A 25,676-nucleotide genomic window follows, 5' to 3' on the forward strand; every position below is an offset into this window, starting at 1 on the left:
CGATGGTGGACGTTGTGGAGGCTCGTCCGCTGCGAGCTGTGCTCCGGCCGCGGACTCCGAGAAGCCTATCAGGTGCGAGAGCCTTCTCGGGTTCTCAGTCGGCGGGGCGGTCGTCCCCGGACACCCGGTCGTCGCCCGGCAACCGGACCCCGATCGGCACGCGCGCCTTCGCCACGGCCACCACGTCGATCACCAGCGAACCGACGACACCGACGATGATCACGATCGCGAGCACCGGGAAGTCGACCCACTCGCGGTTGCGGAGCAGCACGAGCACGACGATGAACAGGATGAACTTGAGCACCCACGTGCCCATCACGATCCCGAAGAACGCACCCGACAGCATCTGCCCGCCCGACGCCCGGAGTGCGACGAGCACCGAGAGCGCCGTCAGGCCGAGGAACACGACGCTGAGGACCGCTCCGAGCAGGCCACCGGCGAGCCCCGGTGTGCCGGCGACGAGGAGCCCGACGACTCCCCCGACCACGGCGAGTCCGACCGCGAGCAGAGCCGCCCAGACGAGGATCCGGCGGAACACCGGACGGACGTGGTCGAGGGCGTTCGGTGCGGTCACGTGGTGTCTCCAGAGATGGTGCGGTCGTTGGCGGCCCGGTCGAGCGGGTCCAGGCCGGCGTCCACCACGGCGGCGGAACGGTTCGCGGTCTGGGCGGCGATCTCGGCGCGCTTGCGCCCGAGCGGGGCGAAGGTCGTCACGGCGCAGATCGTGAACCCGACGGCGACGAAGGCGACGACCCAGTACCAGTCGACGAACAGGAAGAGCAGACAGCCGATCGCGACGGTGGCCGTCCAGGCGTAGAAGATCAGCACGGCGTGGAAGTGCGAGTGCCCCATGTCGAGGAGCCGGTGGTGCAGGTGCTTCCGGTCGGCGGAGAACGGCGACTTCCCGGCGCTCAGACGCCGCGTGACGGCGAGACCGAAGTCGAGGATCGGCACGATCAGGATCGCGAACGGCAGCAGGATCGGGATGAACGCCGGCAGCAGCGCCTGCCGGGTCTGCACGGCAGCGGGGTCGATGTTGCCCGTGACCGACACCGCGCTGGTGGCCATCAGGAAGCCGACCAGCAGCGCACCGGCGTCGCCCATGAACAGCTTCGCCGGGTGCCAGTTGAGGATCAGGAACCCGAAGCAGGCCCCGACGAGCACGGCCGTCAGGAGCGAGGGCAGGTTGAAGAAGAACTCCGTCTGCACGACCACGCGGTTGATGAAGAACGTGTACAGGAAGAAGACCCCGCCAGCGATGATCGCGACCCCGGCGACCAGGCCGTCGAGTCCGTCGATGAAGTTCACCGCGTTCATCACCAGGACCACCGCGAGCACGGTGAAGATCAGGCTCATGTAGGACGAGCCGACGCCGAGCGTGTTGCCGATCGGCAGCGAGACGATCGCCACGCCCTGCCACGCCAGGATGCCCGCGGCGATGATCTGCCCGGCGAGCTTCGTCATCCAGTCCAGGTCCCAGATGTCGTCGGCCACGCCGATCACGACGATGATCGTCGCCCCGCCCAGGACCGCGAGCACGCGACCCGGCTCGGCGAACACCAGGCGGAAGTAGTCGGTCCCCGCGATGGACGGGAAGAGGAACCAGGCCGCGAGGAGCGACGCGATGATGCCGAGGTACATCGCGATGCCTCCGAGCCGCGGCGTCGGACGCCGGTGCACGTCGCGCTCGCGGACCTTCGGGTACCAGCCGTACCTCAGGCCGGCCTTCCACAGGATCCAGCTGAAGCAGAAGCTCACGACCGCGCTGATCGCCCCCGCGAGCAGGTAGTACTTCATCCGACGAGGTCGGCTCCGACGACCCGGACGATGTCCTCGTCGGGGATGACACCGTGCCGGACGATGGTGAGCTTGCCACCCGTCGAGAGTCCGGTGGCGTCCACGATCGTCGAGCCGGTGGAGGCGGCGAAGCCCTCGTGCGCGGGGAGCGGGCCGCCGTCGAGGTACACGGTGACGCTGTCACCGAGCATCGCCTCCGCCTGGTCGACGTCCATCGCGGCCGGGTCACCCGTGGAGTTCGCGGAGGACACCGCGAGCGGGCCCACCTCCTGCAGGAGTTCCAGCGCGATGCGCGAGTCCGGCATGCGGAGGGCGACGGTGCCCCGCGTCTCGCCGAGGTCCCAGTCCAGGGACGGCTGGGCCCGCAGGATCACGGTCAGGCCGCCGGGCCAGAACTCGTCGACGAGGTCGCGCACCTGCTGCGGGATGTCGCTCGCGAGCGCCTCGAGCGTTGGCGGGCCCGGGATGAGCACCGGCGGGGGCGACTGCCGGGTCCGCCCCTTCGCGTCGAGCAACCGCTGCACGGCGGTCGCGCTGAAGGCGTCCGCGGCGAGGCCGTAGACGGTGTCGGTGGGGACGACGACGAGCTCTCCGCGTCCGAGTGCGGCGCGCGCGAGCCGCATCCCGGTCAGGAGCCCGTCGGAGTCGGTGCAGTCGTATCGGGATGCCATGACTCGACGATGATAGTGCGCGACAATGGGTGACATCGTGAACGAGACCCCTGCGCCCCGCCTCCTGTTCCTCTTCGACATGGACGAGGTCCTGGTCCGGTACGACTGGCGGGTGCGCATGGCCGCCCTGTCCGAGTACACCGGGCACGAGTTCGCGGAGCTCCGCCGTCGCTGGTGGGACTGCGGGAACGAGGAGCGTGCCGAAGCCGGACACTTCGCCGACGGAGACGCGTACCTGGCCGCCTTCGAGGAGGCCATGGGGTGCGAGGTCCGGGAGACCGACTGGGCGCGGTTCCGCGGGGCGGCGATGACCGAGCTGCCCGACCGGATCGACGCCGTCCGGATCGCGAGCGCCCACGGCCGCGTCGGGTTGCTGACGAACAACGGCCCGCTCGCCGGCCGCTGGATCCGGCACTGGGCGCCGTCCCTGCCGGAGGTCTTCGGTGACCACCTGGACACCACGAGCAACTTCGGGGCGCGGAAGCCGGACCCCGAGGTCTACCGGCGGGCACTCGCGCACCACGGGGTGCCGGCCGAACGCACCTTCTTCGCCGACGACATGCCGGTCAACGTCGAGAGCGCCCGCAGTGTGGGCATCCACGCCGTGCTCGTCGAGGAGGACACGGACCTGCGGCAGGCCGTCCGGGCGTTCGTCGCCGAACAGGAACAGCTGGCCTCGCTGGTCGGGTAGCAGCGGAGGGGAGGCGCGGCTCGCGCCCGCCTCAGCGGGTCGCGGTGGTCGTGCGGTCGCGCCCGGTGAGGTCCACGTGCGTCTCCGGCGACCGGAACCCCCGCCGTGCGAGCACGTCGCGGACACCGACGCCCTGCGGTTCGGCGTGCTCGACGACCAGGAGCCCTCCGGGGACCAGGAGCCTCCAGGCAGTCTCGGCCAACGCCCGGACCGCGTCGAGCCCGTCGGGGCCGCCGTAGAGCGCCATCGCCGGGTCGTGGTCGCGGACCTCGGGATCGATCGGGACGGCGTCGTCGGGCACGTACGGCGGGTTCGACACGACGACCGACACCGTGCCGTCGAGTTCCGGCAGGGCATCCGTGAGGTCGCCCTCGACGAGCCGGACCGTGCCGCCGTGGGCGTCGACGTTCCGCCGGGTCCACGGCAGGGCCTCGGGTGAGCGCTCCACGGCGTAGACGAGGGCGTTCGGCACCTCGGTGTCCATGGCGATGGCGATCGCACCGCTGCCCGAACCGAGGTCCACCGCGATGGGCTCCGGCACCGCGGTCGCCCGCAGGGCGTCGATGCCGAACTGCACGACGCCCTCGGTCTCCGGACGCGGGACGAACACGCCCGGTCCGACCGCCAGGGTCAGCGCGCGGAAGTACGCCTCACCCGTGATGTGCTGCAGCGGTTCCCGGGTCACGCGTCGGGCGACGGCGTGCCGGAAGCGCTCGACGTGCTCCGCGGCGATCGCCCCGCCCGTGAGGGCCCGCGCCTGCACCGCGCCGCGCGAGGTGTCCGTCGCCCACGCGAGCAGCAGCTCGGCGTCGACCTGCGGGCCGACGACCCCGGCAGCGCCGAGCGCCGCGGCCGCCTCGGTGAGGAGGCGATCCGCGGCGAACGTGACGGGTGTGTCGGACAGGGGCCGTGCCTCCAGGATCAGGCGTCCTGGTCGCCGATGGCGGCCAGCCGTGCCTCTTCGTCCGCCTGGATGGCGGACTGGATGACGGGCTCGAGTGCCCCGTTCATCACGCGGTCCAGGTCGTACGCCTTGTACCCGGTGCGGTGGTCCGCGATGCGGTTCTCCGGGAAGTTGTACGTGCGGATGCGCTCCGAACGGTCCATGCCACGGATCTGCGACTTGCGCGCGTCCGAGGCGATGGCGTCGAGTTCCTCCTGCTGCCGGGCGAGGATGCGGGCGCGCAGGACACGCATGCCGGCCTCACGGTTCTGCAGCTGGGACTTCTCGTTCTGCATCGCCACCGTGATGCCCGTGGGCAGGTGGGTGATGCGGACCGCGGAGTCCGTCGTGTTGACGGACTGTCCGCCGGGGCCGGAGGACCGGTACACGTCGATCTTCAGGTCGTTCTGGTTGATTTGGACCTCTTCGGGCTCGTCGACCTCGGGGAACACGAGCACCCCGGTGGTCGACGTGTGGATCCGCCCCTGCGACTCGGTCGCCGGCACCCGCTGCACGCGGTGCACCCCGCCCTCGTACTTGAGGTGCGCCCACACGCCCTGGGACGGGTCGGTCGCGTTCGACTTGATCGCGACCTGGACGTCCTTGAACCCACCGAGGTCGGACTCGGTGCGTTCGAGGAGTTCGACCTTCCAGCCCTTCGTCTCGGCGTAGTGCGAGTACATGCGCAGGAGGTCGGCCGCGAACAGCGCCGATTCCTCGCCGCCCTCGCCGCCCTTGATCTCCATGATGACGTCACGGCCGTCGTCGGGGTCACGCGGGATGAGCAGTCGGCGGAGGCGCTCCTGGCGCTCTGCCAACTGCTCCTCGAGCGACGGGACCTCGGCCGCGAAGGCCTCGTCGTCGCGCGCGAGTTCCCGGGCGGCGGCGAGGTCGTCCCCCGCCGCCGTCCAGGCGTCGTACGCCGCACGGATCCTGTTGAGCTCGGCGTACCGCCGGTTCACCTTCTTGGCCCGGGCTGCATCGGCGTGGAGCGCGGGGTCCGACAGCTGGTGCGTCAGGTCCTCGTGTTCCGCCAGCAGCCCTGCCACCGACTCGAACACGCGTTACTCCTGGTGGCCGCTGTGCTGGCCGCCGGTCGTCGGGACCGACTTCTGCACCTGGACCAGGAACTCGACGTTCGACTGCGTCTCCTTGAGGTTCCGGAGCACGATCTCCAGCGCCTGCTGCGGGTCGAGCCCGGCGAGGGCACGACGGAGGCGCCACGTGATCTTGACCTCGTCGGCGGAGAGCAGCTGCTCCTCGCGACGCGTGCCGGACGCGTTGACGTCCACCGCCGGGAAGATCCGCTTGTCGGCCAGGTGACGGTTGAGGCGGAGCTCCATGTTGCCGGTGCCCTTGAACTCCTCGAAGATCACCTCGTCCATCTTCGAGCCGGTCTCGACGAGCGCGGTCGCGAGGATGGTCAGCGAGCCGCCGTCCTCGATGTTGCGCGCCGCACCGAAGAAGCGCTTCGGCGGGTACAGCGCCGCGGAGTCCACGCCACCCGACAGCACGCGGCCCGAGGGCGGCGTCGACAGGTTGTAGGCACGGCCCAGGCGGGTGATCGAGTCGAGCAGCAGGACCACGTCGTGGCCGAGCTCGACCAGGCGCTTCGCACGCTCGATGGCGAGTTCCGCGACCGTGGTGTGGTCCTCGGCGGGACGGTCGAAGGTCGAGGCGATGACCTCGCCCTTCACCGTGCGCTGCATGTCGGTGACCTCTTCGGGCCGCTCGTCCACCAGGACGACCATCAGGTGCGCCTCGGGGTTGTTCTTCGCGACCGCGTTGGCGATGGCCTGGAGCACGACGGTCTTGCCGGCCTTCGGCGGGGAGACGATGAGGCCGCGCTGGCCCTTCCCGATCGGCGACACGAGGTCGATGATGCGGGTCGAGAGCTTGCCCGGCTCGGTCTCGAGGCGGAGGCGCTCGTTCGGGTACAGCGGCGTCAGGTCGGCGAAGTCCACGCGAGCGCCGGCCTCGTCCGGGGTCTGCCCGTTCACGGAGTCGACCTTCACGAGCGCGTTGTACTTCTGGCGGCTCTGCTGCTCGCCGCCCTGCGGCTGCTTGATCGCGCCGACGACCGCGTCGCCCTTGCGCAGGTGGTACTTCTTCACCTGGCCGAGCGAGACGTACACGTCGTTCGGGCCCGGCAGGTAGCCGGTCGTCCGCACGAAGGCGTAGTTGTCGAGGACGTCGAGGATCCCGGCGATGGGGATGAGGACGTCGTCCTCGGTGACCTCGGGCTCGAAGTCGTCGTTCTGGCCGCCACGGCCGCGCTTGCGGTCACGCTGGCGGCGGCTGCGGCCACCCTCGAGCTCGTCCGCGGCCTGCTGCTTCTGCTGCTGCTGGGCGTGCTGGGCCTGCTGCTTGCCCTGGCCGTTCAGCTGCTTCGCGTCGGTGCGGTCGTCCTGCCGGGTCTCGGCCTGACGGTCGTTCTGGCTGGCCTGGCGGTCGTTCTGGCTGGCCTGGCGGTCGTTCTGGCGGTCGTTCTGCTTCGGCTCGCTCGCGGCGGCGTCCTGCTTGGGAGCGCCCTGGCCGTTCTGGGCCTGCTGACCGTTCTCGGCCTGCTGCCCGTTCTGACCGCGGCCGTTCTGGGCCTGCTGGCCGTTCTGGGCCTGCTGACCGTTCTGGCCCTGCTCGGCGTCGCCGTTCTCACCGTTCTGTCCGCGGCCACGACCGCGACCACGGCTGCGGCGGCCGCGACGCGACCCGGCCTCGCCCTGCTGGTCGCCGTTGTCGGAGTCGCCACCCTGCTCGGAGCCCTGCTCCTGGGAGTCGGCCACGTCCTCCTGGCCGGCCGACGCGGACCGCGCGGTCTGGTCGTCCTGCTGGTCGTCGCGCTGGTCGGCCTGGGCCGGCGCAGCCTGCTGGGCGCCGCGACCACGGCCACGGCGCTGGCCGCCCTGCGTCGGGGCGTCCTGCGCGGCGGCTTCCTGGGCGGCGGCTTCCTGGGCGTCCTTCTGCGCGCGCACCTGGTCGAGACCGGCGAGCAGGTCCTCGGTGCCGGTGTGTCCGTGGTTCGTGTGCTCGGCGGCCGAGGTCGGCGCGGCGTTCACGGTGCCACCCGAGGAGGCGCGGCGCGAACGGCGGGCGCGCGACGGTGCGGTCGGCTCGGCGTCGGCGGGAGCATCGGCCGAGGCGTCGACCGGGGTGGTCGACGGGGCGACGGCGGGCACGATGAGGACGTCGTCGGTGGTGGTGGCCGGCTCGGGGAGCGTCGGCTGCGCGGCGGCGGGCGCGGCGACCGGCTCGGCGACGGGCTCAGCGGCAGTGGAGGCGGCGGCCGGCTCCGTGGAGGCGGCCGGCGCGGTGGAGGCGGTCGGCTCGGCCGCACCGGCGGGACGCTTGTCCTCGATGGAGGCGATCAGGTCGCCCTTGCGGAGCTTGGAGAGGCCGGTGATGCCCAGGGAGGAAGCGATGCGCTGGAGCTCCGGGAGACGGAGGGCGCGCAGGTCGCTGGGGATCTCCACCGGCGTGGAGTCGTTGACGTTGGTCAAGGTGGGTGTTCCTTTCGAACCGCAGAACGCGGAGATTTTCGCACCGTCCCGGACGCGTGGTGATGCGTCGACCGCCGTTCAGACGACGGTCCCGGGATGGGTGATCAGGAAGAGAAGTGCCCCCGCGCACCGGACCCTGCGTGGCGAGGAACGTTCCTCACGCTGACGCGGGTTCGGCTTCGAGCGCCGAGTGCGGCACCACTGTAGCACCACCCAGATCGACGGCCAGCATGAGCGGCCGCCAGTCGGATTCCGCGTGTCGGGCCACCAGGTCAGCTGCGGTCAACCGCTGCGCGGGGTCGCTGCCGAGGACCAGGAGGCTCGGTCCGGCACCCGAGACGACCGCCGCCAGACCCTCCTGCCGCAGCAGGGCGATCAACGCGTGGGTCTCCGGCATCGCGCTCGCCCGGTACGACTGGTGCAGCCGGTCCTCGGTCGCCGCGAGCAACAGCTCGGGGCTCTGGATGAGCGCCGCGACGAGCAGTGCGGACCGGGACACGTTGAACGCGGCGTCGGCGTGCGGGACGCTCGCCGGCTGGAGCGAGCGGGCGAGTTTCGTGGAGAGCGTCGACGTGGGCACGAAGACGACCGGCGCGACGCCGCGGTGCACGAGCAGGCGCTTGTGCGCCGGCCCCTCCGGCGTCATCCACGCGATGGTGAGACCGCCGAACAACGCCGGCGCGACGTTGTCCGGGTGCCCCTCCATCTCGGTCGCGAGCGCGAGGAGCGTCGCGGCGTCGAGGTCGACCACGCCCTCGAGCAACCCGCGGGCCGCCATCAGGCCGGCGACGATCGCGGCGGCCGACGACCCCATGCCGCGGCCGTGCGGGATCGCGTTGACGGCGTGCAGGTCGAGACCCGGCTGCACCACACCGGCGTGCTCGAGTCCGCGCCGGACCGCCTGCACGACGAGGTTCGTGTCGTCCGTGGCGACCTCGCCGGCACCGACCCCCTCGACGGTCACCGTCGCACCGGGCTCCGGCCGGACGCGCACGACCACTTCGTCGTACAGGGAGAGCGCGAGGCCGAGGGAGTCGAAGCCCGGGCCGAGGTTGGCCGACGTCGCCGGCACGCGGACGCGGACCGCCCGTCCGGCCGGTACAGCGATGCGCGCGGTCGCGCCCTCCCCCGGTCCTGACGAGCGGCCCTCGCTCACGCGGCGCCGACCAGTCCGAGCACGTCGGCGATCGACTTCGTGTCGACCGGGACGCTCGTCGGCGTGACCTCGCCGCCGTCCGGCGTGCGGAGCGCCCACTGCGGGTCCTTGAGGCCGTGGCCGGTCACCGTGATGACGACCTTCGCACCCTTCGGCACGAAGCCGGCGTCCGCACGCTCGAGCAGGCCGGCCACGCCGATCGCCGACGCTGGCTCGACGAACACGCCGACCTCGGCGGACAGGATCCGGTGCGCGGCGAGGATCGCCTCGTCGGAGATCGCGCCGAAGTAGCCGTCGGTCTCCTCGCGGGCCTCGAGCGCGAGCTGCCACGACGCCGGGTTGCCGATGCGGATGGCCGACGCGATGGTGTCCGGGTGCTTGACGACCTCGCCACGGACGATCGGTGCCGAGCCGGCGGCCTGGAAGCCGAACATGCGCGGGAGCTTCGAGGAGCGGCCGGCGGCGACGTCCTCGCGGTAGCCGCGGGAGTACGCCGTGTAGTTGCCGGCGTTGCCGACCGGCAGGAAGTGGAAGTCCGGCGCGTCACCGAGGACGTCGACGACCTCGAACGCGGCGGTCTTCTGGCCCTCGATGCGGTCGTTGTTCACCGAGTTGACGAGGTGCACCGGGTAGTTCGCGGCGAGGTCGCGCGCGATGTCCAGGCAGTCGTCGAAGTTGCCCTGGACCTGCAGCAGCTGGGCGTCGTGCGCGACGGCCTGGCTGAGCTTGCCCATCGCGATCTTGCCCTCGGGGACGAGCACCGCGGCCGTGATGCCCGCGTGCGTGGCGTACGCCGCCGCCGAGGCGCTCGTGTTGCCGGTGGACGCGCAGATGACGGCCTTGGCGCCGTGCTCGACGGCCTTCGAGATCGCCATCGTCATGCCGCGGTCCTTGAAGGAGCCCGTCGGGTTCATGCCCTCGAACTTGACGTAGACGTCGGCACCCGTGCGCTCGGAGAGCCGGCGGGCCGGGATCAGGGGCGTCCCGCCCTCGCCGAGCGTGACGATGGTCGTCGCTTCGGTGACGTCGAGACGGTCGGCGTACTCGCGCAGGACTCCCTGCCACTGGTGGGCCATGAGGCTCTCCTTGTTCGATGTGTTGCAGTCGGGGGTGTCTCAGGCGCCGATGACGCGCAGGACACTGGTGATCTCGGCGACGACGTCCTCGTTCCGGAGCGCCACGACCGTGGCCGCGAGGTCGGACTCGCGTGCCAGGTGGGTACCGATGACGAGGGTCGCGGTGCTCGGGGCGGGGTCGGCCCCGGGAGCCTCCGTGTGCAGCGCGCTCGTCTGTTCGACGGTCTCGACGCTGACGCCGTGTCTGGCCAGCACGCCGGCGACCGTCGACAGCACGCCGGGGGCGTCCGTGACGTGCAGCGTGATCTGGTAGCTGGTGCGGACCGTGCCGATCGGGAACACGGGCAGGGCCGACTGGGTCGACTCCGCCACGCCCGGGCCGCCGATCACGTGGCGGCGGGCGGCGGAGACCAGGTCGCCGAGGACGGCGGACGCGGTCTCGACACCGCCGGCGCCGGCGCCGTAGAACATGAGGTCACCCGCGGCCTCGGCCTCGACGAACACGGCGTTCTTCGCCCCGTGCACGCTCGCGAGCGGGTGCGACTCGGGGACGAGCGCCGGGTAGACCCGCGCGCTGACGCCCTCGCGACCGTCCTGGTCGGTCAGGCGCTCGGCGGTCGCCAGGATCTTGACGACGTACCCGGCCTTCCGCGCCGCACGGACCTGCTCGATCGTGATGGACGTGATGCCCTCACGGTGCACGGCCGCGAGCGGGACGGAGGTGTGGAACGCCAGCGAGGCGAGGATCGCGGCCTTCTGTGCGGCGTCGTAGCCCTCGATGTCCGCGGTCGGGTCGGCCTCGGCGTACCCGAGTTCGGTGGCCGTGGCGAGGGCGTCCTCGAAGGTCGCACCCTCGCGGTCCATGAGGTCGAGGATGAAGTTCGTCGTGCCGTTGACGATGCCCATGATCCGCTCGATGCGGTCCCCCGCGAGCGAGTCGTGCAACGGCCGGATGATCGGGATCGCGCCGGCGACCGCGGCCTCGTAGTAGAGCTGTGCGCCGACCTGCTCGGCCGCCGCGAAGAGCTCCGGGCCGTGCGTGGCGAGCAGCGCCTTGTTCCCCGTGACCACGTCGGCGCCGGACTGCAGGGCCTGCAGCACGAGGGTGCGCGCGGGCTCGATGCCACCGATCAGCTCGACGACGATGTCCGCCCCGAGGATGAGCGACTCCGCGTCCGTCGTGTACAGCTCCTTCGGCAGCTCGACGTCACGCGCGGCGTCCAGGTCCCGCACGGCGATCCCGACGAGCTCCAGCCCGGCTCCGGCACGCGAGGCGAGCTCGTCGCCGTGCTCGAGCAGGAGGCGCGCGACCTGGGAACCGACCGAGCCGGCCCCGAGCAGCGCGACGCGGACGTTGCGGTATTCGATCATCTTGGTGCGGGTTCCTGTCGGTGAGGGGTCGTCGGTCAACGTCCGGGAGCGGACACGGGCGCGACCCCGGTGTCGCGGGCGAGGAGGTCGTCGACCGACTCGCCCCGCACGAGGATACGGGTTCGGCCGTCGGAGACCGCGACGACCGGCGGCCGTCCCACGTGGTTGTAGTTGCTCGCGAGGCTCCAGCAGTAGGCCCCCGTGGCAGCGACCGCGAGCAGGTCCCCGCGGTGCACGTCGCCCGGCAGGTACTCGTCGTGCACGACGATGTCCCCGCTCTCGCAGTGCTTCCCGACGACCCGTGCGAGCACCGGTGATCCCGTCGACGTGCGGGCCAGCCGTGCGGTGTAGTCGGCGCCGTACAGGGCGGGGCGGACGTTGTCGCTCATCCCGCCGTCGACCGACACGTAGGTGCGCGTGGCGGACCCGCCGTCGGACGTCTCCACCGTGACGGGCTTGATCGTCCCGACCCGGTACAGGGTGATCCCGGGCGGCCCGACGATGTACCGGCCGGGTTCGACCGCGACCTCGGGCACCGGGATGTGCCGCTCCGCGCAGGCCTCGGCGATGATCGCGGCGAGGGCGTCGGCGACGTCCTCCGGCTCGAACGCGGAATCGGCCTCGGTGTAGTCGATGCCCCATCCACCGCCGAGGTTCAGCTCGGGCACCGGACCGGTCTCGACCAGGGACGCGTGCACGTCCATCAGGCGGCGGGCGGCCTCGCGGAAGCCGGAGTCGTCGAAGATCTGCGACCCGATGTGCGAGTGCAGCCCGACGAACGCGAGCGACGGCTCGGCGCGGACCGCGGCGGCGGCGTCAGCGGCCTCCGCGAGCGGGATCCCGAACTTCTGGTCCTCACGTGCCGTGGCGAGGTAGTCGTGCGTCGACGCGTGCACGCCGGTGTTGATCCGCAGCCGCACGCGCTGGACGGTCCCCGCTTCGGCAGCCGCACGGGCCACGCGACCGATCTCCTCGTGGCTGTCGAGCACGATCGTGCCGACCCCGACGCCCACCGCGCGGGTGATCTCGGCGTCGGACTTGTTGTTCCCGTGGAAGCCGAGGAGCGCAGGGTCGACGCCGCCGGCCAGGGCGACCGCGAGCTCGCCGTCGGTGCAGACGTCGATGCGGAGGTCGGCGGCGGCCATCCACGCGGCGACCTGCGTCGTGAGGAACGCCTTGCCGGCGTAGTACACGTGCGCTCGTGTCCCGATGCGCTCGAACGCCTCGGTGAACGCGTTCCGCACCCGGACCGCGCGGGACTGCACGTCGCGCTCGTCCACCACGTACAGCGGCGTACCGTACTGCGCCACGAGGTCATCGGCGGACACCCCGCCGACCGCGAGGGAACCGTCGTCCGTGCGCGTCGCCGAGGCGGGCCAGATCCGCGCCGTCAGCGCGTCCGGATCCGTCGGGAACCGCAGGTGCTGCGGGGCAAGGGGGTTGGCGCTCACGAGACCCGATCCTACCGAGGCGAGTCGCGCCTCCCGGCCGTGTGACGCGGGCCGCGACACACGTCGCGACTCAGCCGCACGTGCCGACGGTCCGGAGGCCCTGCTCGTTGAGCGGCAGCGTGTCCGCGGTGACGCGGACCGAGGCCCGCGCGGAGGAGATGTCGAGGTCGCGGACCCGCAACTGCGCCGGCAGGAACTTCGCCGTGCAGACCTGGATGGGCACGTTCGTGACGCCCGGGATGGAGTCCACCTTCAACCCGAGCGAGGAGTTCGTGATGCGGACGCTCTTCGGCGTGATGGTGATGCCCTTGCCGTCGGGCTGGGCCACGACGGCGCCCTTCGCCGCGTAGGTGATCTGGTAGCCGACGACCGAGCTCGTGCCGGAGAGCTCGACGCCGCCGTCCACCAGGGTCATCCGGTCGAACAGCGGGCTGTACTTCGCCAGGTGCTTCACGCTCGAGGACGCCAGGGTCACGTGTCCGTCGACGTTCCGCACGTCGCCCTTGCCGTTCACCGGGACGTCGTGGGCCGTGACGTCGGCGGCGAGGGGGATGCCCTGCACGGTGAGTCGGTCCGAGGTGATGTGCACCTGGTCGAGCGACCCGCGGAGGAGCTGCGGGATGACGATGCCGCCCGCGTGCGCGGTGACCTTGCCCGTCGTGCCGGACGGGAGCGACTGCTCGACCTGCTGCGCGATGATCCGGTCGACGACGCCACGCAGGACGAACTCGGCGATGACGAGGAGCACGGCGAGGACGACGACGATCGCGACGACGACGAGTGGCCAGCGGCGGCGCTTCCGGGAGTGCGTGGTGGCGGCGGACATGGAGGCCACCCTGCCATCCCGGGTCGGCAGTCCGCCGGGAGGCGCGGGGCGCGTCCGGCGCGGCGGCGCACGGGCCGCGCCGCGGCGGCGCTACATGCGCTCGGGCGCGCTCACGCCGAGCAAGCCGAGGCCGTTGCGGATGACCTGGCCGGTGGCGTCGTTCAGCCAGAGGCGCGTGCGGTGCAGGTCCGTCACGGCCTCGTCGCCGAGCGGGGTCACGCGGCAGGCGTCGTACCAGCGGTGGTACAGCCCGGCGAGCTGCTCGATGTACCGGGCGATGCGGTGCGGCTCGCGCAGCTCCGCGGCCTGCCGGACGACCCGCGGGTACTCCGCCAGGGCACCGAGCAGTGCGCCCTCGGTCTCGTGCGTCAGGAGCGACGGGTCGAACACCGAACGGTCGACCCCCGACGCAGCAGCGTTCCGCGCCACGGACCGGGTCCGGGCGTGGGCGTACTGCACGTAGAACACCGGGTTGTCGTTCGTGCGCTTGGTCAGCAGGTCGAGGTCGATGTCGATCGCGGTGTCGCTCGCGAACCGGACCAGGGAGTACCGACCGGCGTCGACACCCACGGCGTCGACCAGGTCCTCCATCGTGACGATCGTGCCCGCGCGCTTCGACATGCGCATCGGCTCGCCGTCCTTGAGCAGGTTCACCATCTGCCCGATCAGGATCTCCAGGTTCTTCCCCGGCTCGTCCCCGAACGCCGCGGCCATCGCCATCATGCGGCCCACGTAGCCGTGGTGGTCGGCGCCGAGCATGATCAGGTTCCGCTCGAAGCCGCGCTCCCGCTTGTCCAGGTAGTAGGCGAGGTCGCCAGCGATGTACGCGGGCTCCCCGTCGGACTTGATGACGACACGGTCGCGGTCGTCGCCGAAATCGGTCGTCCGGAGCCAGAGCGCACCCTCGGCCTCGTACATCTGCCCCTGCTCCTGCAGGCGCGCGATCGCACGCTCGACGGCCTTCGACTCGTGCAGCGTGTTCTCGTGGAAGAAGACGTCGAAGTCGACACCGAAGTCGTGCAACGAGGACTTGATGTCCGCGAACATGAAGTCGACGCCCTCGCGCCGGAAGAGCTCCTGCGCCTCGTCGCGCGGCAGGTCCGTGACGTCGAGGGTCGACGGCAGGGTCGCGATGACCCGGGCCGCGATCTCGGCGATGTACGCGCCGCCGTAGCCGTCCTCGGGCGTGGGCTCGCCCAGCGCGCTGGCCAGGAGGGACCGGGCGAAGCGGTCGATCTGCGCGCCGTGGTCGTTGAAGTAGTACTCACGGGTGACGAGCGCGCCCTGCGCCTGGAACACGCGGGCCAGGCTGTCGCCGACGGCTGCCCAGCGCACACCGCCCATGTGGATCGGACCGGTCGGGTTCGCGGACACGAACTCCAGGTCGATCCGGACGCCCTCGTACAGGTCGCCATGGCCGAAGCGCTCGCCCGCGTCGACGATGGTGCGGGCGATCTCACCGGCGGCGGCGGCCTCGAGCGTGATGTTGATGAAGCCCGGGCCCGCGATGTCGACCGAGTCCACGCCGTCGAGTTCCGTGAGCTCCCCGGCGATCTCGACCGCGAGCTCCCGCGGGTTCGTCCCGAGGCGCTTCGCGAGCTGCATGGCGGCGTTCGACGCCCAGTCCCCGTGCGCCCGGTTCTTCGGACGTTCGAGCGCCACGTGGGAGTCGTCGATCGTCACGGTGTCGGACGCGCCTCGGCGCTCGACGATCCCGGTGAGGATCGACAGGTACGCGGCGGAGAGTTCGGCGGGATTCACGAGGACCGAGTCTACCGGGGCGCCGACGGTCCTCCCCGGTCGATGCACCATCATGTCGGGATGACCTCCCGCAGCCGTGCCCGGGCGATCACCGCCGCCACCCTCGCAGTCGCCGCGTCGATCGCACTGGCGGCCTGCTCCGGCGGCGGTGGCACCCACGCGACGGCGTCGGCGAGCGCCGGACCCGCCGTGATCGGGAAGCCGGTCACCCAGACCTGCAACCAGCTCGTGCCGGCGGGAGCACTCGCCGTCTACGGCAAGACGTTCGTCCCGGACACCGCCTCCACCCCGGCGAAGGGCAGCCCGGCCGCCGTCATCGCCGCCCAGCGCGGACGCGTCTGCTCGTGGCGGGCGGCCGACGACGCCACCGTCACGATCACGCTCGCCGTCGCGCACCTGCCTGAGAAGTCACTCACGAACCTGAAGGACGCGCTCTTCCAGCGGGGTGGCTCCGTCCCCACCTACCGCGTCGAGGGGTACTTCTCCCTCACCGACGGAGTCGGCCGCGCGGACGCGTTCGCCGACCCCTACTGGATCACCACGTCGTCGACGCTCTTCACCGAACCGGGAGGCGCGCAACCCGTCGTCGACGCGGCTCGCGCGGCGCTCGGCCCGAGCACCACCGCGACGACCGCCGGCTGACGCTCGCCGACGACGGACGGGAGGCCCGTGGCGGCACCGCCACGGGCCTCCCGTCCGGAACGAGCGCGACACGCGCTGTCCTGGTGGGGGCACGGGACCTGCTACGGTTGTTTCCACCCCGGGCCCCCATAGCTCAGGGGATAGAGCACTGCCCTCCGGAGGCAGGGGCGGAGGTTCGAATCCTCCTGGGGGCACAGGGAAAAGGGCTCGCGCGAAGCGCGGGCCCTTTTCACGTGTGTCATGTTTGCCTGTGGGTCACGTGGGTCCCCTAGGATCACGGGCCGGTCGTCCCGCACGCGACCGGGAAGAGGCCTCGATGACCACCGCCACCGGGAACCCGCAGCACGAGCTCGCCCGCGGCGCGCACGCACCCGCTCCGCGCACGCTCCTCGACGTCCTCACCGCCACCGCGGAGGCGAACCCCGACGCGACCGCGCTCGAGGACCCGGCCGGCACGATCGACTACGCGACGATGCTCCGCCTGGTGCACGACCAGGCCGACGACCTCGCACGACGGGGTGTCCGCCGCGGCGACCGGGTCGGCATCCGGATCCCCTCCGGCACCCGCGACCTCTACCTGTCGATCCTCGCCGTCCTCGCGGCGGGTGCGGCCTACGTGCCCGTGGACGCGGACGACCCCGAGGAACGCGCGGCTCTCGTGTTCGGCGAGGCGCACGTCGCCGGCGTGATCGGTGCCGGGGGCGTGCTGCGCGACCGCGAGGGGCGTGCCCTGCCGGTGACCGACCCCGCGGCGAGCGCCGCGCTCCCCCGCGTCACCGACGATGCGTGGATCATCTTCACCTCCGGCTCGACCGGCGTGCCGAAGGGCGTCGCCGTCACGCACCGGTCGGCGGCGGCCTTCGTGGACGCCGAGGCGCGGATGTTCCTGCAGGCCGCACCGATCGGTCCGGGCGACCGGGTCCTCGCGGGTCTCAGCGTGGCGTTCGACGCGTCGTGTGAGGAGATGTGGTTGGCGTGGGGGCACGGTGCGGCGTTGGTGCCGGCGCCGCGGTCGCTCGTGCGGACCGGGGTGGACCTCGGGCCGTGGCTGATCGCGCACACGATCACGGTCGTGTCGACGGTGCCGACCCTCGCGGCGCTGTGGCCGGACGACGCGCTCGAGCAGGTGCGGCTGGTGATCTTCGGCGGTGAGGCGTGCCCGCCGGAGCTCGCGGCACGGATCGCGTCGCGGGACCGCGAGGTGTGGAACACGTACGGTCCGACCGAGGCGACGGTCGTCGCGTGCGGCTCCCTGCTGGACGGGTCGACGCCGATCCGGATCGGGCTGCCGTTGGACGGCTGGGACCTGGCGGTCGTCGACGGCGCCGGCGTCCGGGTCCCGCCGGGTGGTGTCGGTGAGCTCGTCATCGGTGGTGTGGGGCTCGGTCGCTACCTCGACGCGGCGAAGGACGCGGAGAAGTACGCGGCCTTCCCGGAGCTCGGGTGGGAGCGGGCGTACCGGAGCGGTGACCTGGTGCGGTACGACCCGGAGGGACTCGTCTTCCAGGGTCGGGCGGACGACCAGGTGAAGCTCGGGGGTCGCCGGATCGAACTCGGTGAGATCGATGCGGCCCTGCAGTCGTTGGACGACGTGGCGGGCGGCGCGGCCGTGGTGCAGCGGACCCCGGCGGGCAACCAGGTGCTCGTCGGGTACGTGGCGCCGGTCGCGGGGGCGACGGTCGACGTGGCGGCGGCGAACGCCCGGTTGCGGCAGGAGCTCCCGGCGGCGCTGGTCCCGCTCCTGGCCGTGGTGGAGTCGCTGCCGACGCGGACGTCGGGCAAGGTCGACCGTGCGGCGTTGCCGTGGCCGCTGCCGGGTGCCTCCGAGGCCGCACTGTTGCCGGACACCGTGGCGTGGATCGCGGAGCGGTGGGCGGCGATCCTCGGGGTGCCGGTGTCGAGCGTCGACGACGACTTCTTCGCGCACGGCGGTGGTTCGCTGACGGCTGCGCAGCTGGTGTCCGCGATCCGTGAACGCTTCCCCACGACGACGGTCGCGGACGTGTACGACCACCCGCGGATCGGCGCGCTCGCGGACGCCCTCGACGACGCCGGGCCGACGGAGGCGTCGTCCAGGACCGTGGCGCCGGTGTCCCCGGCGACCGGGTTCGTGATGACGCTGCTCGGACTGCCGGTGCAGGTCCTCCGCGGCGTGCGGATCCTGACGTGGACCGCCCTGGTGGCGGCCGTCCTGCACGCGACGACGCTGCCGTTCCTGCCCGTGCTGCCCGTGCCCGCCCTCGTCGTCGCGGTGCTGGTGTTCGTCACGCCGATCGGGAAGATGGCGGTGACGGTCGTCCTGGTGCGGCTCTTGCTGGCCGGGGTGCAGCCGGGCGACCACCCGCGCGGGGGGTCGGTGCACCTGCGAGTCTGGCTGGCGGAGCGCATCGCCGAGGCGGTGGACGGGCCGTCGACCGCGGGTGCCCCGTGGATCAGCTACTACGCCCGGGCGCTCGGCGCGACGATCGGCCGCGACGTCGACCTGCACACGCTGCCGCCCGTCACGGGCCTCCTCACGGTGGGCAAGCGCGCGTCCATCGAACCGGAGGTGGACCTCGCGGGGCACTGGGTGGACGGTGACGTCTTCCACCTCGGTCGCGTCGAGATCGAGTCGGACGCGGTCGTCCACAGCCGGACGACGCTGTTGCCGGGCGCCCACGTGGGCGCCGGTGCCGAGGTCGAGGCCGGCTCGGCCGTCACGGGCCGGGTCCCGGACGGGCAGCGCTGGGCGGGTTCGCCGGCGGAACGCGTCGGGTCGGCCCGGCACGGCCTGGAGGCACGTCCCCCGGCCCGTCGACGCTGGCTCGTCGCGTACGGGGTCGGGTCGGTCGCCGTGGCCGGGCTGCCGGTCGTCGGGGTCGCGGTGGGGCTCCTCGTCATGGTCGCGATCGTCGGGACGCCGTCGTCCCTCGGCGACGCCGCCGTCCGCGCGCTGGTCACGGTGCCCCTCGCGACGGTCGTCGCCGGGGCGGTCTACGCGATCCTGGTCGTGGTGTCCGTTCGCCTGCTCGGCCTGGGCCTCCGCGAGGGCCGGCACCCCGTGCGGTCCCGCATCGGGTGGCAGGTGTGGTCGACGGAGCGGATCCTCGACGCCGCCCGGACGCTGCTGTTCCCCCTGTACGCGAGCCTGGTGACGCCGGTGTGGCTCCGCCTGCTCGGCGCGCGGGTCGGCCGGAACACCGAGATCTCGACCGTCCTGCTCATCCCGGCGCTGACGCAGATCGCCTCGGGCGCGTTCCTGGCGGACGACACCATGGTCGCGACGTACGAACTCGGCGGTGGTCGGGTGCGCATCGGTCGGTCGAAGATCGGTCGCCGGGCGTTCCTCGGCAACTCGGGCATGAGCGGCGCCGGCCGGTCGGTACCGCGGGAGGCCCTGGTGGCCGTGCTGAGCGCCGTGCCGAAGAAGGCCAAGCGCGGGTCGTCGTGGCTCGGGTCCCCGCCGGTGCGACTGCGGCGGGCGACGACGCAGTTCGACGAGGAGCGCACGTTCCGGCCGCCGCGATCGCTGAAGGTCGCCCGGGGCTGCTGGGAGCTGCTGCGCCTGGTCGCGCCGATGGTGTCGGCCGCCATCGCGCTCGGGGTCGCCGTGACGCTGCTCGCCCTGTGGTCGGCGGTCGGCATCGGGTGGACCGTGTTGCTCGCCGGTCCGGTGCTGATCGTCGCGGGCGCGGTCGCCGCCGTCGTGTCGACCGCGGCGAAGTGGGCCTTCGTGGGCCGGATCCGCGCACAGGAGCACCCGCTGTGGTCGTCGTTCGTGTGGCGGAACGAGGTGCAGGACACCTTCGTCGAGACCGTCGCCCGCCCGTGGTTCGCCGAGCAGGCCACCGGCACCCCGGCGCTCGCGGTCTGGCTGCGGAGCCTCGGGGCGCGGATCGGCCGCGGGACCTGGCTCGAGACCTACTGGCTGCCGGAGGCCGACCTCGTGACGATCGGTGCCGGGGCGTCCGTCGCCCGGGGCACGGTCGTCCAGACGCACCTGTTCCACGACCGCGTGATGCAGCTCGACGCGGTCCGGATCGACACCGGGGCCACCCTCGGGCCGCACAGCGTGGTCCTGCCCGCGGCGGGGATCGGACAGGGCGCCACGGTCGGACCGGCGTCGCTCGTGATGCGGGGCGAACAGGTGCCGGACGGGTCCCGCTGGGCGGGCAACCCCATCGCACCCTGGACAGAGTCCGCGTCGACGGCGCCCGCGGGGACGCCGACGGCGGCGGCCGTGGCAGACTGACCGGCACCGTGAAGCCGACCGACACCGCACCGACCGACCGCACACGCCCGGCGACCGCCGACCCCGACCCGTACACGCCGCACAGCGGGGACCGGCGGTGGTCCGCCCGGCACTACGACCTGCGGCTCGGGTACCGCGTCGCCACGAACCGGCTCGAGGGCACGGCGACCATCACCGCCGTCGCGCTCGCCGACCTGGACCGGGTGGTCGTGGACCTGCACGGCCTGACGGTGGACCGCGTCGACGTCGACGGCGTCAAGGCGAAGAAGGTGTCGACCGCCACCCACAAGACGACGGTGACCCCCGCCGAGGCGATCACGGCGGGCACGGAGTTCACGCTCCACCTCCGGTACCGCGGCACCCCGCACCCGCTCCGCAGCCCGTGGGGGCAGATCGGCTGGGAGGAACTGACCGACGGCGTCATCGTCGCCGCCCAGCCCACGGGAGCGCCCTCCTGGTTCCCGTGCAACGACCGCCCGGACGACAAGGCCACCTACCGCTTCGAGATCACCGCCGAGGCCGCGTACGACGTCGTGGCGAACGGGGAGCTCCTCGGGACCGACCGGGTGCGGAGCGGCACGACCTGGACGTACTCGACGACCGAACCGATGGCGACGTACCTGGCGACGGTGCAGATCGGCCGGTACCGCACGACGAAGCTCCGGGGCGGGTCGGTGCCGGTCACGCTCCACCACCCCACGGACCTGGCGAGCGCCGCGAAGACCGACTTCGGGCAGGTGCCCGACATGCTCGCGTTGTTCGCGGACCGCTTCGGACCGTACCCGTTCGCCGCGTACGGGATCGTGGTCACCGACGACGACCTCGAGATCCCGCTCGAGGCCCACGGTCTGGCGGTGTTCGGCCGGAACCACGTCGACGGTCTGCACGGCACCGACCGTCTCATCGCGCACGAGCTCGCGCACCAGTGGTTCGGCAACTCGGTGACGATCACCCGGTGGCGGGACATCTGGCTGCACGAGGGGTTCGCCTGCTACGCCGAGTGGCTGTGGTCCGAGCACCGCGGGGGTGACACCGCCGACGCGCTGGCCCAGGCGCACCGGACCGGACTCCTGGACCAGCCGCAGGACCTGGTCGTCGCGGACCCGGGCGCGAAGGACATGTTCGACGACCGTGTGTACAAGCGGGGCGCGCTCGCCCTGCACGCGGTCCGGCGCACGATCGGCGACGACGCGTTCTTCGCCGCCCTCCGCGCGCTGACGGAGCGCCACCGTCACGGTTCGGTCGTGCCCGAGGACGTCCTGGTGGCCTTCGCCGACGCCGCCGGCGGTGCCGTGGACGCGATCCGCGCGGTGACCGCCGGGTGGATCGACGAGCCGGGCGTCCCGGAACTGCCCGCCGGCTAGGACGCCGTGGCGGCCACCTCGTCGAGCGACGCCGCGGCGGGGGCGTGTTCGAGCGACGCCGCTGCGGGGTCATGATCGGGCGGGGCCGGGGCGGTGGGGGCGGTCGCGGCCGGGGCGGCGACGACCTCGGCCCACACCGCGTCGAGGGACAGTCCGACCACACCCGCGACGGCGGCGATGGTCGCGAACGAGGGCGTGGCGATCCGACCGGTCTCGATCTTCCGGAGCGTCTCCGGTGACACCCCGGCCGCCGACGCGACGTCCGGCATCGAGCGGGATCCACGCGCGCGACGGAGGAGCGCCCCGAGGCGCTGCCCACGGGCGAGTTCAGCCGGGCTGAGGGGAAGTCGGACCATGCCCCCGATCCTAACCCGGTCGAACAGTACCGGTATGATCATCCCATGATCGAGATCCTCACCCCGGCCGAGCTCGACCGGGCCCGTGCGACCGGTGCCCTCGTCGGCACGATCCTGCAGACCCTCCGGGAACGGACGGCGGTCGGTACGAACCTGCTCGAGATCGACCGCTGGGCGAAGCGCATGATCGAGGACGCCGGGGCCCAGTCCTGCTACGTCGACTACGCGCCGTCGTTCGGCCGGGGTCCGTTCGGGCACCACATCTGCACGGCGGTGAACGACGCCGTGCTGCACGGGCTCCCCCACGACCGCGTGCTCGCCGACGGCGACCTGCTGACGCTGGACCTCGCGGTGTCGCTCGACGGGATCGCTGCCGACGCCGCCATCAGCTTCGTCGTCGGGACTCCCGACCCGGAGGACACGGCACTCGTCGAGGTGACCGAGCATGCCCTGGCAGCGGGCATCGCGGCCGCGCGACCCGGCGCACGGACCGGCGACCTGTCCCACGCGATCGGCGCGGTCCTCCACGGTGCGGGCTACCCCGTCAACGTCGAGTTCGGCGGCCACGGCATCGGCTCGACCATGCACCAGGACCCGCACGTGTCGAACACCGGTCGGGCCGGGCGCGGGTACACCCTCCGCCCGGGCTTGCTGCTGGCGCTCGAGCCCTGGGTGATGGCGGACACGGACGAACTCGTGGTCGACCCGGACGGGTGGACGCTCCGGAGCGCCACCGGGGCACGCACCGCCCACACCGAGCACACCATCGCGATCACCGAGGACGGCGCCGAGGTCCTCACCCGGCCTGCACGCTGACCGCCGCACCACCCGCGGCGACCACGAGCACCAAGTCCGGCTCCGGGTGGAGGATCACCAGCGGCTGCACCGAACCCTCGAAGGTGGCCTGCGCGGCCAGCACGTCGACGTCTACGGAGGCCGGATCGACCCGGAGGCCGCGGCCGTCCCGCTTCAGCACGGCCTCCTTGCCGGCCCAGCACGCCGCGAGCACGGCCGGGTCTCCGGCCGCCCGCGCCACCTCCCCCGCGGTGAAGACGTCGAGCGGGGCAGCGGCGACCCGGGACACCCGTTCGACGTCGACGCCGAGCGGCCCGGGGCCGACCGCGAGCGCGACCGTGCCGGGAGCGCGCGACAGGCTCACGCCGACGGGCTCGCCGTGCACGGTCGCCCACGGCCGACCGTGGTCGGTGGCACCGCAGTGCTGGCAGACGCGCCCCGCGCGCACCGCGACCGTGTCGACGGCGGCGACAGTCGCGACGGCGGCGACCAGGGCCTCCCGGTCGACCGACGGGTGCGCGCCCGGTGCGCGCAACGACACCACGACGACCGGATCAGGGCGTCCTGGTGTCGGCGGCGCACCGCCATAGCTCACGCGTGCGTGAGCGCGATCAGCGCAACGTTCATCGTGCTGTAGAGGCCTTCGGACCGCGTCGCCTGCCGCACGCGCCCACGCAGGACCTCGTACCGCCCGTCGTTCTCGCGCACGAAGCCGATCACGCCGCTGGCCGGCGTCGACACGCGGTGGTAGCCGTCCTCCAACGGGACGACCTCGGTACTCGTCGTTCGCTCCATTGCTGTCCCCTTCCGCTCGTCCTCGAACAGTCTCGTCAGCATACCCCGATCGGGGGACAAGACGTCCACAGTTCGGCCGTCCCCCGGGGTTCACCCGGAGTCTGCTCGTTGCCCTGCGTGCCCTGGATAGACTCCCGGCGACGGCGCTCCACGGCGCGGTTCCGGGGTGCGGCGGTGCTGTCCCCGGCGACGGACGGAGAACGGATGCGAGTGGTCCAGAGCGGATCGACCACGAACGGCTCGAGCGTGACGAGGGGGACAGCACGACTCCTCGGGCGGGTGAGCGCAGCAGTCCTCGCCCTGCTGGTCGTCCTCGCACCGGCGGTTGCCGCGCACGCCGCCGACCCCGTCGACCTGCGCGGGGCCTATGTCGTGGACGAGGCCGGAGCGCTCAGCCCCGGCCAGAAGTCCGAGGTCGAGCGCGCCGTGCAGGACCTGTACGCCAAGACGAAGACGCAGCTCTACGTCGTCTACGTGCCGACCTTCACGAACCCCAGCGACCACACCGCGTGGGGCGACGCGCTGATGACGAAGAACCAGATCGACTCCGACAGCATCGTGCTGTCCGTGGCCGTCGACGACAAGGTCGCCGACATCCAGCAGACGAACCAGACCGCGCTGTCCTCGGGCGACGTCCAGAACGCCTACCAGCAGGACGCCGTCCCGAAGCTCAAGCAGAGCGACTGGTCGGGCGCGGCCGTGGCGCTGGCGAACGGTCTCGTCAGCTCGCAGGCGCCAGCAGACCTGACCTGGCTCTGGATCCTGCTGCTCGTCGTCGTTGTCGCCGCGCTCGTCGCGGTCCTGCTGATCCGACGCCGGAACAGGGCGCGGACCGCTGCCGCGACCCGCGCGCAGCAGGAGTCGCTCGCCGCGCTCGAGCGTTCCGCCGGCGGCGCCCTCGTCACCATCGACGACGAACTCCGCACCGCCGAACAAGAGGTCGGGTTCGCCACCGCTCAGTTCGGCGCCGATGCCGCGAAGCCCTTCGCCGACACGGTTGCCGCCGCCCAGAAGTCCGTGCGCAAGGCCTTCACCTTCCAGCAGCAGCTCGACGACGAGATCCCGGACACCCCGCAGCAGCGTGCCGATTGGGCGAACCAGATCATCGCCATCTGCGAGCAGGCGCACGCGGCGATCGAGCAGCAGACCGAGGCGTTCGAGCAGCTCCGCGGGCTCGAGGCCGGGGTGGAGGACGCCGCTGTCGCCCTCACGGACGCGGTGGCCGCCGCACCCGCGGGCGTGGCCCAGGCCAACGCCGCACTCGACCGGATCCGGCGCGCGTACACCGGCCGCACCCTCGCGACCGTGTCCGACAACGTCGAGCAGGCCGCCAAGGTGCTCGCCTACGCGACCGAACGGTCGCACGCCGCGACGGCCGCCATCGCCGCCGGCGACAAGGGCGAAGCCGTCGTCGCGGTCCGTGACGCGCAGCACGCGCTCGCGCAGGTGCAGCAGTTGACCGACAGTGCGACCGCCGCCGAGTCGACCTTCGCCGAGGCGAGCGCCCGCGCCGAGGCCATGCGGATCGACATCCAGGGCGACGTCGCCGCCGCACACTCCCTGCAGGCCGGCGGCCCGGACCTGGCGGCCGCGGTCACCCGCGCCGAAGGCGTCCTCCGACAGGGCTTCGACCCCCGCGACCCGATCGCCGCGGTCGACGCGCTGACGAAGGCGAACACCGACATCGACGCCGCCATCGCGAGCGCGCGCAGCGCCGAGGAGCAACACCGTCGCGCGACCAAGGCGCTGGACGACGCCATGCGCGACGCCCGCTCTCGGATCAGCCAGGCGCGGGACTTCATCTCGATGCGCCGCGGCGCCGTCGGACCCGCCGCACGCACGCGCCTGTCCGAGGCCGAACGGGCCTTCGACGACGCCGTTGACCTGGCCACGACGGACCCGACCCAAGCGCTCCAGGCGGCGCGGGCTGCCGAACAGTACGCGGCGGCGGCGATGGACGAGGCGAACAACGACATGGGCGGCTGGCCCGGACAGGGCGGTGGGGGCGGGGGCGCGCAGCTCGGCGGGCTCGTCACCGGCATCGTCCTCGGCGGGCTGCTCGGCGGACGGGGCGGCAGCTACGGCGGCGGGGGCTTCGGCGGCGGATTCGGTGGGGGCGGATTCGGTGGCGACGGGGGCTTCGGCGGGGGTGACGGCGGCTTCGGCGGAGGCGGCGACTTCGGCGGAGGCGGCGGCGGTGGCGACGGCGGCTTCTCCGGCGGCGGCCGCTTCTGATCCGGACCACACGACCAC

General features: G+C 72.4%; 20 protein-coding genes, 1 tRNA gene and 1 pseudogene. 7 read left to right on the forward strand and 15 right to left on the reverse strand.

Annotation, left to right across the window (positions count from 1 at the left end; all coding sequences use genetic code 11):
• Positions 1-94: 94 nt before the first annotated feature.
• Genes J7E22_RS12350 through J7E22_RS12360 form a run of 3 tightly spaced genes read right to left on the reverse strand, consistent with a single transcriptional unit; the run spans position 95 to position 2,468 of the window.
• Positions 95-574 (reverse strand): hypothetical protein, encoded by a 480-nt coding sequence (locus J7E22_RS12350; protein ID WP_214982019.1) that lies wholly within the window; start codon positions 572-574, stop codon positions 95-97.
• Positions 571-1,797, reverse strand: coding sequence for an MraY family glycosyltransferase (locus J7E22_RS12355; protein WP_214982020.1), 1,227 nt, complete (start codon positions 1,795-1,797; stop codon positions 571-573). Before J7E22_RS12355 ends, J7E22_RS12350 begins: the two co-directional genes overlap by 4 nt.
• On the reverse strand, positions 1,794-2,468 hold the full coding sequence (locus tag J7E22_RS12360; protein WP_214982021.1) for an L-threonylcarbamoyladenylate synthase: 675 nt from the start codon (positions 2,466-2,468) through the stop codon (positions 1,794-1,796). Before J7E22_RS12360 ends, J7E22_RS12355 begins: the two co-directional genes overlap by 4 nt.
• 25 nt (positions 2,469-2,493) lie before the next feature.
• Between J7E22_RS12360 and J7E22_RS12365 the strand changes: the two genes are divergently transcribed.
• Positions 2,494-3,159, forward strand: coding sequence for an HAD-IA family hydrolase (locus J7E22_RS12365; RefSeq protein WP_214982022.1), 666 nt, complete (start codon positions 2,494-2,496; stop codon positions 3,157-3,159).
• Between the two features lie 31 nt (positions 3,160-3,190).
• Here J7E22_RS12365 and prmC read toward each other — a convergent pair whose 3' ends face one another.
• From prmC to argS, 9 genes are all read right to left on the reverse strand, one after another.
• Complete coding sequence (prmC, locus tag J7E22_RS12370) at positions 3,191-4,078, reverse strand: peptide chain release factor N(5)-glutamine methyltransferase (protein WP_374193276.1); 888 nt, start codon at positions 4,076-4,078, stop codon at positions 3,191-3,193.
• Between the two features lie 2 nt (positions 4,079-4,080).
• Positions 4,081-5,163: a peptide chain release factor 1 gene (prfA, locus tag J7E22_RS12375; RefSeq protein WP_214982023.1), complete on the reverse strand. Its 1,083-nt coding sequence runs from the start codon at positions 5,161-5,163 to the stop codon at positions 4,081-4,083.
• A 3-nt stretch (positions 5,164-5,166) separates the two neighbouring features.
• Positions 5,167-7,599, reverse strand: a complete 2,433-nt coding sequence (gene rho / locus J7E22_RS12380) for a transcription termination factor Rho (RefSeq protein WP_214982024.1) — start codon at positions 7,597-7,599, stop codon at positions 5,167-5,169.
• 157 nt (positions 7,600-7,756) lie between these two features.
• Complete coding sequence (gene thrB, locus J7E22_RS12385) at positions 7,757-8,707, reverse strand: homoserine kinase (protein ID WP_214982092.1); 951 nt, start codon at positions 8,705-8,707, stop codon at positions 7,757-7,759.
• A gap of 44 nt (positions 8,708-8,751) precedes the next feature.
• Positions 8,752-9,831, reverse strand: a complete 1,080-nt coding sequence (thrC, locus tag J7E22_RS12390; protein WP_214982025.1) for a threonine synthase — start codon at positions 9,829-9,831, stop codon at positions 8,752-8,754.
• A gap of 39 nt (positions 9,832-9,870) precedes the next feature.
• Complete coding sequence (locus J7E22_RS12395) at positions 9,871-11,202, reverse strand: homoserine dehydrogenase (RefSeq protein WP_214982026.1); 1,332 nt, start codon at positions 11,200-11,202, stop codon at positions 9,871-9,873.
• A gap of 35 nt (positions 11,203-11,237) precedes the next feature.
• A complete protein-coding gene (gene lysA / locus J7E22_RS12400; RefSeq protein WP_214982027.1) occupies positions 11,238-12,653 on the reverse strand; it encodes a diaminopimelate decarboxylase in 1,416 nt (471 codons plus the stop codon).
• A 70-nt stretch (positions 12,654-12,723) separates the two neighbouring features.
• Positions 12,724-13,479: a DUF2993 domain-containing protein gene (locus J7E22_RS12405; RefSeq protein ID WP_214982028.1), complete on the reverse strand. Its 756-nt coding sequence runs from the start codon at positions 13,477-13,479 to the stop codon at positions 12,724-12,726.
• A gap of 90 nt (positions 13,480-13,569) precedes the next feature.
• A complete protein-coding gene (argS, locus tag J7E22_RS12410; protein ID WP_214982029.1) occupies positions 13,570-15,240 on the reverse strand; it encodes an arginine--tRNA ligase in 1,671 nt (556 codons plus the stop codon).
• A 60-nt stretch (positions 15,241-15,300) separates the two neighbouring features.
• Between argS and J7E22_RS12415 the strand changes: the two genes are divergently transcribed.
• The 4 genes from J7E22_RS12415 to J7E22_RS12430 all read left to right on the forward strand — a co-directional run bounded on the left by J7E22_RS12415 (position 15,301) and on the right by J7E22_RS12430 (position 21,477).
• Positions 15,301-15,882, forward strand: a complete 582-nt coding sequence (locus J7E22_RS12415) for a hypothetical protein (protein WP_214982030.1) — start codon at positions 15,301-15,303, stop codon at positions 15,880-15,882.
• A 122-nt stretch (positions 15,883-16,004) separates the two neighbouring features.
• Positions 16,005-16,076 (forward strand) — tRNA-Arg (locus J7E22_RS12420).
• Between the two features lie 122 nt (positions 16,077-16,198).
• Positions 16,199-20,113 (forward strand): Pls/PosA family non-ribosomal peptide synthetase, encoded by a 3,915-nt coding sequence (locus tag J7E22_RS12425; protein WP_214982031.1) that lies wholly within the window; start codon positions 16,199-16,201, stop codon positions 20,111-20,113.
• A gap of 8 nt (positions 20,114-20,121) precedes the next feature.
• A complete protein-coding gene (locus J7E22_RS12430) occupies positions 20,122-21,477 on the forward strand; it encodes a M1 family metallopeptidase (RefSeq protein WP_308159240.1) in 1,356 nt (451 codons plus the stop codon).
• 122 nt (positions 21,478-21,599) lie between these two features.
• Here J7E22_RS12430 and J7E22_RS12435 read toward each other — a convergent pair.
• A pseudogene (locus J7E22_RS12435) lies at positions 21,600-21,833 on the reverse strand (helix-turn-helix transcriptional regulator); the annotation flags it as partial.
• A 45-nt stretch (positions 21,834-21,878) separates the two neighbouring features.
• Between J7E22_RS12435 and map the strand changes: the two are divergent.
• Positions 21,879-22,649, forward strand: a complete 771-nt coding sequence (map, locus tag J7E22_RS12440) for a type I methionyl aminopeptidase (protein ID WP_214982033.1) — start codon at positions 21,879-21,881, stop codon at positions 22,647-22,649.
• On the opposite strand, the gene J7E22_RS12445 is transcribed toward map, so the two are convergent.
• Both J7E22_RS12445 and J7E22_RS12450 read right to left on the reverse strand, forming a co-directional pair.
• Entirely contained in the window at positions 22,630-23,169 is a 540-nt protein-coding gene (locus J7E22_RS12445; RefSeq protein WP_214982034.1) for a 4'-phosphopantetheinyl transferase superfamily protein, read from the reverse strand. The two genes, map and J7E22_RS12445, sit on opposite strands and share 20 nt — an antisense overlap.
• Before the next feature lie 50 nt (positions 23,170-23,219).
• A complete protein-coding gene (locus J7E22_RS12450; RefSeq protein WP_214982035.1) occupies positions 23,220-23,423 on the reverse strand; it encodes a hypothetical protein in 204 nt (67 codons plus the stop codon).
• Between the two features lie 204 nt (positions 23,424-23,627).
• Here J7E22_RS12450 and J7E22_RS17975 point away from each other — a divergent pair, with 204 nt between their 5' ends.
• Positions 23,628-25,658 carry a TPM domain-containing protein gene (locus J7E22_RS17975; protein WP_214982036.1) on the forward strand — a complete coding sequence of 677 codons (2,031 nt, stop codon included), beginning with the start codon at positions 23,628-23,630 and terminating at the stop codon, positions 25,656-25,658.
• The last annotated feature ends 18 nt before the right edge of the window (positions 25,659-25,676 follow it).

It is taken from the genome of Curtobacterium sp. ISL-83, from assembly GCF_018613895.1.
Lineage (GTDB): Bacteria > Actinomycetota > Actinomycetes > Actinomycetales > Microbacteriaceae > Curtobacterium.